Consider the following 11,017-nt stretch of genomic DNA (forward strand, 5'->3'; position numbering starts at 1 on the left):
GCAAGGCGATGGCAACCCACTGCAGCAGTTGCCATAGAACCAGTGTAGCACCGAACCTGCAAAAAGTTGTGACGGCTTTATGATTTTTTCTTGCGCGGCACTGGAATGTCGCCATCATCCCCCCGCTCAAACAGAGGGCGGGTTGCTTTGGGTGTCGCTTTGGCTGAAGCAGGCCCTTTCGTTGCCGGCCGACGCTTCACTGCTTTGCCGGCATCGGTTTTGGCTTTACCAGTTGCAGTCACTGAAGCGGAACTGCCATCAAAACGGGCAGGCAGGCTATCAATGACAGCAAATTGAACCGGCTGACGAAAAAAAGCTTCCAACTGCTGCAAACTGCCCCAGTCTTTGGGTCCGACCAAAGAAATGGCTTGGCCTTGCATGCCAGCACGGCCAGTCCGCCCAACCCGGTGCACGTATTCTTCGGCAAACTTAGGCAAATCAAAGTTCACTACATGGGATACCTGCAGTAAATCCAGCCCCCGGGATGCCACATCGGTGGTGATCAACACCTGGGCTTTGCCACTGGCAAAGTCCTGCATCACCGCATTGCGTCGGGTTTGGGTTAATTTGCCGCTCAGGCCGATGGCCTTAAAGCCCAGCCCTTCAAACCAGGCGGGCAAACGTTCGGTATCAGCACGGGTGGCGGTAAACACAATGACTTGCTTTAAAGTTTCAGCATCTTTCAGTAAATGCGCCAGGATGGCTTCTTTGTGGCTCAGGTTATCGCACAGATAAAAGTGCTGTGCGATATCGGCATGCTGCTGATGCGCATCGTCGGTGGTGATCCGGTGCGGCTTGCGCAACAAGGCCAAGGCCAGCTCATTGACGTCAATGTGATCCAGGGTGGCAGAAAACAACAAGGTCTGACGCAAGCGATGCGATGCCGCTTTGTGAATAGCCATCAGCTCTTTCGCAAACCCCAGGTCCAGCATGCGATCGGCTTCGTCCAGGATCAACATCTCAAGTCCCTGCAAAAACACCGAGCGGTGACTGAGGTGATCGCAAAAACGCCCCGGTGTAGCGACAATAATCTGCGGCTGGCGTTTCAGCAGTTTTTCCTGATCATTGAAATTTTCGCCTCCCAGAATGAGGACGGCCTGAATTGGCGTATTGGCCACCAGCAAGCGCAGCTGGCTGTAAACTTGTCTGGCCAGCTCACGAGTAGGCGCCAGTATCAAAGCACGCGCATCCTGACGAGACATCGGCTTGCTGCGAAGCAAGCGCTGCATCATGGGCAACAGGTAAGCCAGTGTTTTGCCGGAGCCAGTGCGGGATGACACCAGCAGATCTTTGCCCGTTAAAACGGCCGGAATAGCCTCTTGCTGGACTTCAGTAGGCTTGGTAAATCCAAGGTGCTGCATCGAGCGCAACAAGCGCGGATCCAGCGCCAGTTCGGCAAAAGGCGTCATTGATTACTCCACTGTGGCAATGACGCCATTATACCTCAGTTTCAATCCAGCGGCTCAACAATCGCTTCAATTCGGCGATTTCGGGCTCTGGCTTCGTCGCTGGTCCCCGTTGCCCGAGGCTGTGTTTTCCCATAGCCTACCGTCTTGATCCGCTTGGCTTCGATGCCATACCGCTCACTCAGTAAATCTGCAACCGCCTGAGCCCGGCGCTCAGATAATCGCTGATTGTATGCATAAGAACCTCGGTCATCGGTGTGCCCGGCAATGGTGACCTTGGTATGAATAAAGCGCTTCAGATAATCCGCCAGCTCTTGCACCTGTGACAGGTACTGTGGCTTGACAATGGCTTTATCAAAGTCAAACAGGATATCAATTTCCAGAATCACCTGATCTTCTTCAAAAATGCTGCAGCCAAAAGAGTCGACTCTGTCACCGGCTGGCGTATTGGGACAACGATCACATTCATCCGGAATGCCATCACCGTCGGAATCCACCACAACAGGGGGCTCTTTAAAAACAATAGCGCGCTCGCGCGGATCCTCACTGCCAGCCAACAGCTCTGCTGAGCTGAGTAATACAACAAGAACAAACAGTGATTTTAACCAAGACATCATGTCTCATCTCCATGTTGAGGGGTCGTCGAAAAATAAGGCTCGGGCTGATGTAAAAAGCCCTGATAGCCATCAAAGCGGTAGTGAGATAGCTGTTTCAGCTGCTCTTCATCTTCGATATGCACTGCCAGCACCTGAATGCTCAGCGCACGTATCGTCGCCACCAAAGAATTTAAAAAGACACTCTCCTGAGCTGAAGCCGCCAATGACTGAGTGAAAGCTGCATCGATTTTCACATAGTCAGGCCGGAACTGCTGAACATAGGCCATGGATGCGAAATTACGCCCGACCCTATCCAACCCAAAGCGCACCTTGTATTGCCGCAGTAAAGTGATTAATGCCTGGGCCGCAGCTTTGTTGTACAACACCGACTCTTCCGAGCACTCAATGCCAAAGTAGGGCAATACATGCACGTGCTGCTGCAACTGACTATCCAGCCAGCGTAAAAAGGCTGTCGATTTGAGCGCCGCCGACGACAAATTCACGACGACCGGATGCTCTTGTGCTTGCTCCAGCTGCGTCAACACACGTTGAATCACTTGCTGATCAAATCGCAAGCCCAACTCATACTCATCCAACGTTGACATAAAGCTGGCAGCGGGAATAAAGCGCCCTACCGGAAACTCCAATCTGGCAAACACTTCGAAGTGCACCAACTGCTCATTCAACAGAAAAGCAGGTTGTTTTGAAAAGCTGATGGTTCCCTGCTCTACCGCATCTTGCAGCTTCGCAACCAGCTCGCTGCGTTGCGTGACATCGCGATTGTCGGTATGAATCGGGACCTGATGGTCATTGTCGTTGCGGGCTTGCTGCAAGGCACGATCCACCCTGGCCATCACTTCCGAAACAGAGCTGGAGTGATTGATCCAGCAAGCTCCGATCCAAACCGGTTGCTCCAGACTGGCGAAAAGCTCAAGCAAAGCTTGTTGCAGGTGTTCCAGCATTATTTTGGCTTGTTCAATACTTTGGCCGGGCAACAGCAGGGCAAACTCATCCAGCCCCATCCGGCACAGCACCGCGTCACTGACGGTTTGTGCCCGTTGCTGCATCAACTCACCGGCTCTGGCTATGGCTTTATCACGTGCCATAAAACTTTGCTGATCGCGTAGCGTTAAACCCGGCACTTTGACCAGAGCAACGATACCTCTGGGTTCATCTTGCAACCAGACCTGCAGCTGCTGATTAAAAAATCGCCGATTCCCCAGACCACTAACCGGATCCCGAAAGGCTTGATCTTTCAGTTGCTGCTGACGAGCATCGCTTTCAGCAAAGTCACGCTGCAGTTGATCCGACATTTGATTAATAGCCTGCACCACGCTGCGAAGCTCGCGCGTTCGGGGTAAAACCGGAATCTGCTCGAACTGATGCTGACGAATTTGTTCCGAAACAGACTGAATATGCTGTAAGGGCTGCAAGATTCTGCGAATACCTAAGGTAGCCAACAACACCAACAATAACGTCAGGGCGGCAAACCAGCTCAACATTTGTACCAAAGTTTGCCACAAGGTGCGGTATGCCATGCCAGGGTGACCAACAATCCGAAGTTCGCCATGCTGCATCCAGCCACTGGTCAGTACCACCCGACGCTCAACCTGTGGCAACAACTCAAGTTGCAAAAACCAGTTTGGAACCTGATCTCTCTGGCTGTCCCGCAGCTCTTGCCAGCTGTAATCCGAATCAAATAACTGAACCTCCAACCGCTGGTAGAACCCGCCATCGGCATAGGCTTTAAGCACACTTTCGATTAAGACTGGCTGCAATGGTTCTAAATGCGGCTGCAAGGCCCCGGCCAAGGAGACGCTGGCATTCTCTACATCAGTCGTCAACTGCTCGGCCAGGAAAACTCTGCTGTTGTTGAAACTCAACCAGAGTGCTCCCACCAAACTTAGGGTTAAACTGAGCAAAATCAAAGCCAGAAGTTGTCGAAATAACGTCATTCTTATTATCCTTGTCGCTACCGCGGGTGGGCATAACGCTCCAGTAACTCCACCCATTGGGGCAAACGTTCTGGTGAGCCTATGGCTTCAGCCCGGCCTCGCTGCCGGTTAAGCCATAACTGCTGGCCGTTAAAACTAAATACCGGCACCAGATCCGGCCGCTGTGTTGCCGGCCGGATGGCACCATCCAAATTATCCAGAATCAGGGGAACGGCTGATGGTGTTTCGTAGTAAGCCAACACCATATGAAATTGATTCAATTGCACGGCTTTGACATACACCAAGCGCAGCTTTTGACTATCAAACCCCATCTCAAGCAAGGTAAAATACTTGGCAATGCTGAAGTCTTCGCAATCGCCTGCCCCCATACCGATAAATTCCAGGGGCGTTGCCCAGTAATCTTCCTGCCCCCACAGCACACTATCATCCATAAACTGAAACAGATTAAAGAAGCGGTTCACGGCTTCCAGCTGCTCCATTGCGCTAGTTTCTTGCTGCTGGTCAATAAGCTGTCGCCAGGCATGATAACGACGCACAGCTTGCTCATCAAAGTTCGCCCGAAGATAACTCAAGGCTTGCTGTTGCTGCGGATCGGCCCACAGCAAACAGCCGGTAGCCAGCAGCAACAACAGCAACAACCGCAAGCGCATCTGGCTGCCCTTACCAGCCGCTGGCCGAGTGCGCTTCTACCTCATCCTGCTCACGATCTTCCATCGAATAGATATGCCAGCGCATGACCTCGCCACTGGCGAGATTGTAGGCTCGGATCCCGATCTGATTGGCATTCATCACAAAAGGATCCGCGGCCGTTACCGATTCAATCGTCACCTCAATTGGCGGAAGGTACTGACGATACTCAGCCCACAAGCGCTCTTTCAAATACGCAACCCGTGCATCAAACAAGGCTTGATCCAATTGAGGCTGATTTGGCAGTTGGTGCGCAGAGATGGTCAGGCGGATTGGGTCCTCAGCCAACTGTAAATGCTTAATCAATGCCAGCAAGCTGCGAAGCTCTTCGCAGGGCAGGATGCGATCTACCCGGTAAAATTGCAGCGCGTGCACCGTGGTCAATTCGCGACCTTGCACCGAGCTACATCCATCCACGCTAACCAGAGCGCCAGATGTTGTTTGGCCGCAAAGATCGCGCTGCCGGATCACACCATCCCAATCTGGATCTTTCAGTTGCTCCAGCTGTGCAGGACTTAATGACTGCACATCGGAAGCAGGTGTCTGGCTGCAAGCAGCCAAAACGGAGCTGAGCAGAACAATACAACCTATGAAATTAAAACGAGACACCATCATGCTTACTCCTGTCCCTGAGCGTTAAAAAAGTCGTCCGGATCAATCCGTAAAGCGGCCAGTAACTGACCTTTTGCTTGCAAAATTCGATAGTTGGCAAACAGATGGTCGTATTCTGCAGTAACAAAGTTGCCACGGGCTTCAAACAACTCATTTTCGGTGTCCAGCAAATCCAACAACGAACGGCGGCCTAAATCAAATTGCTCACGGTAGGCCGTCTGAGTTTTGTAACTTTCTTCAACATGCTCTTGCAAATATGCCAGCTGTTGAAACAAGGTACGCTCTGCTTGCCAGGATAGACGCGCGCCTTCCTGCACCTGACGCCAGGCTCTTTCCCGGATTTCTTTGGCTTCTGCAGTGCGGTAAGCAGCACGGGTTACCTGATGCTGATCACGCCGACCATTAAAGAGGTTGTAACGCAACACCAGACGAGCCTGTGTTCTATCCACATAGTCGTTATCCCGCTGCCAACGATTAAACTGATTGGCCTGCACCTCAAAGTGCAATTGCGGCCAATAGGCTGCCCGGTGCTGACGCTGCAACTGCTCAACGGCATGCACATCGAAACTAGCCGCCGTCAGAATAGGATGCTGATCACGGGCTTGCTCCAGTAACTGCTGCTTAGAAGCCGGGATCATCCGAATATCCGGCACAGGCGCTCGCAGCTCTTGTGGATAATAGCCCGTCACGGCCATAAAAGAGGATTTGGCATCGGCTGCATTGTTCTGTGCCGCTAAATAATTGGCATGAGCACGGGCAAGTCTTCCCCGGATCTGTGATAGATCGGATTGAGAGCCCAGGCCGGATTCTACCCGCTCTTTAATTTGCTCAAAAATACCCCGATGCGATTGCAAGTTTTGCTCGGCCAAACGCTGTAATTGCTGGGTTTTCAGCACATCCAGGTACACTCTGGCGACTTCGAGCGCAACTTCTTCTGTCGTTGCCAGCAAGCTCCAAAATTCAGCCTGCGCTTCAGCCTGAGTCCGATCACTATCGCGAGCAGTGTAAAAGCCATCAAACAGCATTTGGCGCAACGTCAAGGAAACATTGCCAGCACGCCCCGACTCCACATCATCACGCAACCGTGAAATAGGCGACTCGGACTTATTCAGTTGCTGTACCGCCTGCAAGTCCAAAGTCGGCAACCAGCCGCCACGCGCGATACGATGCTCCTGTTGGTAGCTATGGTAGCGAAAAAAGACTTCACGCACCGTTGGATGGCTATGGAGTGTCTGAGCTACAGTAAACTCGAGCGAGTCTGCCTGACTCTTCATAGCCGGAAAGGTACTCAACCCCAGGCAAAAACCCAACATCCATGTCACACGATTATTTTTCATCAAATTATCTCTCTTTTAGCGCACTTTGCTTAGCTCGGGTAATAGGTTTTACAAGATACTGAAATAATGTCCTTTTACCGGTGATGATGTCAACCGAAGCCATCATACCTGGCATAATGGGCAAGGCTTCGCCATTGGCATCCAAAAAGCTGCCCTCGGTCCGTATCCGTACCAGGTAGTAACTTTGCCCTTGCTCATCCAACATGGCATCGGCACTGATGTACTCCAGAGTACCCGGCAAGCCTCCATAAATCGTAAAGTCGTAGGCGGTTAGTTTCACCACCGCCGTTAAGCCAGGGCGAATGTAAGCGATATCCCGGGGCGACATTCTGGCTTCGACCACCAAAGCCTCTTCCTGCGGCACAATTTCAATCAAATCCATACCTGGTTGAATCACCCCACCGATGGTATTGATGCGGATGCTGTTGATGATACCATTGACCGGCGACACGACCTGAGTACGGGTCAGTCTGTCCGACAACTGCACCAGGGACTCTTCCAGCACAGACAAGCGGGAGGAGGCTTCGGCCAGCTTTTGCTGACTATCTGTCCGAAACTGCAGAGCGGCATCCACTTGCTTGCGTAAACTTTCTTGCAGGGCGGCAACCACCTTCGGCAAATTGTAACGAGCCGATGACAACTCAGACTGCACTTCATTGAACTGCCGCTCCAGCTGCAGCAACTCGACTTCCGATACCACACCGCGCCGCGCCAAAGGGCGTGTAAGATTGAGCTCTTGCTCAACCAAGGCTTTACTTCGCTCCAGGTGTCGAATACGGGACTCTATCTCAGAGCGCTCTTGCTGACGCTGCTGAATTTGTTCAGCAATGATAGCAAAGGTATTTTCCAGGCTCTGCATCCTTTCCTGAAACAAAGCCTGATAGAACAGCAAGGCCGGCGCCTCGGCATCCAATGCACTAAAATCCGGTGACTGAATTTGCAAAAATGCCCGATTCGACTCAACACGCACCGAAGCAAGCTCAGCCCGGTAGCGAGCCATATCGGCCAGCAATGTGGTTCTTTGGTGCTGCTGCTCTCGCACATCGGCCAGAAACCGTGTTTGATCAATGCCCATCAAGACCTGTCCCTGCCGCACATGCTCCCCTTCACGCACCATGATTTGTTGCAGGATGCCTCCTTCAAGGTTTTGCACCACTTGCAGTTGCTGTGAAGGGATCACCCGGCCCTGGCCGCGTGAGACTTCGTCAATTTCAGCAAACCAGGACCAAACCAAAAAGAACACAACCATCAGCATCAAGGTCGTCAGCACCCGCTTCGCCCGATAAGGCGTTTTAAAATGCAATCGCGAATGCAGATCATCAATGTACTCGAGCTCATGCTCTGAGATGGCCGGCTGCGCGGGCCAGAACCAGTTTAACAGTCGCTCCAGCAGCTTACTCAGCATTGGAGCGTCCTTGTTTTAATGCTGCTAACACGGCCGCTTTGCTGCCATCGGCGACCACCCGGCCTTTTTCCAAAACGATGACACGATCGACCAGTTCAAGCATCGACATTTTGTGGGTAATCAGAATCAAGGTTTTGTCTTTGGCTACCTGACTGATATGACGTATCAGTTGAAACTCAGTATGGCTGTCCATGTGACTGCTGGGTTCATCCAACACTAAAATAGGTGGGTTGAACAACAAGGCTCTGGCCATGGCAACACTTTGCCGCTGTCCTCCAGACAAGTAACTACCACGCTCTCCTACCTGACGGTCCAAGCCATTCGGTTCGTGATCGGTAAACTGAGTCACCCCTGCCAGTCGCGCCGCTTTTAACACACGCTCATCATCAACATGAGGTACACCCAAGGTAATGTTGTCACGCACACTGCCATAAAAAAGATTGATGTCTTGTGGTACGCAACCAATTTTCTGGCGTAAGTCCGCCGGGTTAATTTGCTGACTGTCAACGCCATCAAAGCGAATGGCTCCTGCGCCAGGCTGATAAAACTGCAACATCAGCTTCTCAATGGTGGTTTTGCCACTGCCGATACGACCAATGATGGCGACTTTTTCACCGGGGCGAATGGTAAAACTAACGTCTTTTAAAACCTGATGCTGTGTCCCGGGATAACTAAAGCCAACCCTGTCAAACTCGACTTTGCCATCAAAGTACCCACGGTGTAAAAAGTGATCAGTTTGTTCCTCTTCAAGCGCCATCAACTGCTCTAAATTGGTCAGCGCAGCTTTGGCATTTTGGTAACGGGTCGCCAGCAAGGCGATCTGAGCAAAAGGAGCCACCATTCGATTTCCCAGCAACACAAACGCAATCAGGCCACCAAAGCTCAGTTGATTGTCCATAATCAGATAAACACCGCTGACCACAATGGCGACGGTAACCAGGTGCTGAATAAAGCTGGTGACGCTGGCTACCGCTACAGTGTACTTTTTGGTTTGCATCGACCAGGACGCACTTTCCGATACCAAAGACTCCCACTTGCCCTGAAACTGACTCTCAGCACCAGCCAGTTTCAGCGAATCCAAACCTGCCAGTGACTCGACCAGGTGCGCCTGCTTCTGGCTGTTAAGACGACTGCCCTGCTCAACCAGAGTTGCCATGCGTTTCAGCACCCAGAATGAGAATGCCAGCATCGCTAGAATTGCAATCAGCAACAACAAGGCTGCCGGCCCGGCAATAAAGTAAAGTACGGCGAAAAACAGCAAGGCAAAGGGCAAATCGATTAGCGCCGCCATGGTGGAGGAGGCAACAAAATCCCGTATTGAATCAAACTCTTGCACATTGCGGGCAAAGGCTCCAAGCGATTCAGGCCGGGACTTTGCTTTTAGGTTCAACATTTTTTCAAAAAGACGGGACGACAATAAAACATCGGATTTTTTGGCGGCTACATCCAGCAAATACCCCCGCAACTGCTTTAAAATAAAATCAAAAACAAAAATTACCACCATGCCACTGGTCAGTACCCAAAGCGTGTCGACCGCTAAATTCGGGACTACCCGGTCGTAGACATTCATTACGTACAAGGGAATGGCGATGGCAAAAAGGTTGATAAAAAACGCTGCCAACAAGGCGTCACGGTAGATGGGTGCCGACAGTTTGATGGTATCCCAGAACCAGTGACCATCCAGTGTGTGGAAAACTTTAGGAGCCCGCTTATCGAAGCGGTGCTTTTTTTTCACCAGCAAAGCATGACCAACGTAGCGCTGCGCTAAGGCATCGGCAGCAAGCTCTTCTTCAGAGTCTTCAACTTCGGGCCAGGAAACCGTGACGGTTCCCTGCTCCTGATTGCGAGACAGCAGAATACAGGCTTTTCCCTGCTCCAGCAAAAGCACACAGGGCAAGAAGTCATCCTGCAATTGATCAAAGCTCTTTTCAGAAAACTTGGCCGCTAAACCGCCCCGTTGTGCAGCTCTGGGGATATCTTTCAGCACCAAACGGCCATGATGCAACGGCAATCCCATGCTTAAGGTTTTTGCCGAAAATGGCCGCCCATAGTGTTTGGTAAAAAACACCAGGCACTGCAATAAAGGATCACTCTCCAGCGGGTCGACTGGAATTTGTTGGTTGGCGTTTTGTGGCATTTATCCGCTCTTTTTTGCAGAGGCCGAAGCCTCTGCATTTATAGATTTAGTTAGGTCGGATCCATGATTAACTGACCAAATTCAAGCCAGGTTTCAACGGCTTGCTCAGCTGAACCAAAGTGTTCTATCACCTGCTGATAATCCAGCTCAGCGACCACTACCGATGTCAGCTCACCGCTATTGAGATCCGTGAGCTGCAACACGGCTTCGCCTTGTTCATTACTGACAAGCTGCAGCAGCTGTTCAAGACTTTCAGTATTGATTTCAGGGAACAGGTCCTCTAGCAAGATGGTCTCTGACGTAAAGTCGGTTCCAGTTTCATCTGCTTCAGTCTGTTCTGCCGTTGAAATGAATGCATCGCTGATGATAAGGGGTTCATCCTCCATCATCAAGCCGGCAGGTTCAAATTCATCGGAGTCAAGATCATCTGTTACCAGCTCACTATCACCACCCAAAGCCACAGGGCTGGTGTAACCATCCAGTAATGCGATAAAGTCTTCAAAGGTGAAGTTAGTAGCACTGCTATCGGCTACATCGCCATTTTCATCAAGTTCAAAAGCTGGAGGCACCGTTGTAGGTACTCCAGAAGCCGTGTAAAACTCCCCTTCCGATTTCACGACATGACTTGAGAGTCTTACGCCTTCTTCCACTCGAAAGTAATCACGCACGGCATCTAAAAACTCCGGCATGTGGGACATATCAAAGTCTTGCGGGAAGTCCGTGACCTTAATTGTGATTCTTGCACCACCTTCACCAATAGCAGTTGCAGCAAAATAGTCGATGACAGAGTCGGTACCCGGGTCATCATCACCAAGGTCGACACTGATCTCGCGACTGGCCGTGGCCGTGGCGCTGTTGCCAAATTCATCCTGGGTGGTGACG

Annotated in this window: 9 protein-coding genes; all 9 read right to left on the reverse strand. The window is 51.4% G+C overall.

All coding sequences use genetic code 11. The features are described from left to right. Positions 1-77 precede the first annotated feature (77 nt). Positions 78-1,409: a DEAD/DEAH box helicase gene (locus tag Q3O59_RS11690; RefSeq protein WP_305945743.1), complete on the reverse strand. Its 1,332-nt coding sequence runs from the start codon at positions 1,407-1,409 to the stop codon at positions 78-80. Between the two features lie 41 nt (positions 1,410-1,450). Then, complete coding sequence (locus Q3O59_RS11695) at positions 1,451-2,023, reverse strand: OmpA family protein (RefSeq protein ID WP_305945744.1); 573 nt, start codon at positions 2,021-2,023, stop codon at positions 1,451-1,453. Beyond that, entirely contained in the window at positions 2,020-3,957 is a 1,938-nt protein-coding gene (locus Q3O59_RS11700; RefSeq protein ID WP_305945745.1) for a bifunctional diguanylate cyclase/phosphodiesterase, read from the reverse strand. Before Q3O59_RS11700 ends, Q3O59_RS11695 begins: the two co-directional genes overlap by 4 nt. A 17-nt stretch (positions 3,958-3,974) precedes the next feature. Next, positions 3,975-4,607 (reverse strand): transglutaminase-like cysteine peptidase, encoded by a 633-nt coding sequence (locus tag Q3O59_RS11705; RefSeq protein ID WP_305945746.1) that lies wholly within the window; start codon positions 4,605-4,607, stop codon positions 3,975-3,977. 10 nt (positions 4,608-4,617) lie between these two features. Continuing rightward, on the reverse strand, positions 4,618-5,259 hold the full coding sequence (locus tag Q3O59_RS11710) for a hypothetical protein (RefSeq protein ID WP_305945747.1): 642 nt from the start codon (positions 5,257-5,259) through the stop codon (positions 4,618-4,620). A gap of 2 nt (positions 5,260-5,261) precedes the next feature. Next, a complete protein-coding gene (locus Q3O59_RS11715) occupies positions 5,262-6,593 on the reverse strand; it encodes a TolC family outer membrane protein (RefSeq protein WP_305945748.1) in 1,332 nt (443 codons plus the stop codon). A 4-nt stretch (positions 6,594-6,597) separates the two neighbouring features. Beyond that, a complete protein-coding gene (locus Q3O59_RS11720; protein ID WP_305945749.1) occupies positions 6,598-7,998 on the reverse strand; it encodes an HlyD family type I secretion periplasmic adaptor subunit in 1,401 nt (466 codons plus the stop codon). After that, positions 7,988-10,135 carry a type I secretion system permease/ATPase gene (locus Q3O59_RS11725; RefSeq protein ID WP_305945750.1) on the reverse strand — a complete coding sequence of 716 codons (2,148 nt, stop codon included), beginning with the start codon at positions 10,133-10,135 and terminating at the stop codon, positions 7,988-7,990. The genes Q3O59_RS11720 and Q3O59_RS11725 overlap by 11 nt, the downstream gene beginning before the upstream one ends. 50 nt (positions 10,136-10,185) lie before the next feature. Further along, positions 10,186-11,017: hypothetical protein (locus tag Q3O59_RS11730; RefSeq protein ID WP_305945751.1), on the reverse strand; the 832-nt coding region annotated here is incomplete at its 5' end.

This window comes from Alkalimonas delamerensis (assembly GCF_030717955.1).
Taxonomy (GTDB): Bacteria; Pseudomonadota; Gammaproteobacteria; order Enterobacterales; family Alteromonadaceae; genus Alkalimonas; species Alkalimonas delamerensis.

What these genes read in the sequence shown, in the direction of transcription:
- Q3O59_RS11690 (WP_305945743.1), bottom strand. Translation starts at nt 1,409, where the DNA reads ATGACGCCTTTTGCCGAACTGGCGCTGGATCCGCGCTTGTTGCGCTCG.
- Q3O59_RS11695 (WP_305945744.1), bottom strand. Translation starts at nt 2,023, where the DNA reads ATGATGTCTTGGTTAAAATCACTGTTTGTTCTTGTTGTATTACTCAGC.
- Q3O59_RS11700 (WP_305945745.1), bottom strand. Translation starts at nt 3,957, where the DNA reads ATGACGTTATTTCGACAACTTCTGGCTTTGATTTTGCTCAGTTTAACC.
- Q3O59_RS11705 (WP_305945746.1), bottom strand. Translation starts at nt 4,607, where the DNA reads ATGCGCTTGCGGTTGTTGCTGTTGTTGCTGCTGGCTACCGGCTGTTTG.
- Q3O59_RS11710 (WP_305945747.1), bottom strand. Translation starts at nt 5,259, where the DNA reads ATGATGGTGTCTCGTTTTAATTTCATAGGTTGTATTGTTCTGCTCAGC.
- Q3O59_RS11715 (WP_305945748.1), bottom strand. Translation starts at nt 6,593, where the DNA reads ATGAAAAATAATCGTGTGACATGGATGTTGGGTTTTTGCCTGGGGTTG.
- Q3O59_RS11720 (WP_305945749.1), bottom strand. Translation starts at nt 7,998, where the DNA reads ATGCTGAGTAAGCTGCTGGAGCGACTGTTAAACTGGTTCTGGCCCGCG.
- Q3O59_RS11725 (WP_305945750.1), bottom strand. Translation starts at nt 10,135, where the DNA reads ATGCCACAAAACGCCAACCAACAAATTCCAGTCGACCCGCTGGAGAGT.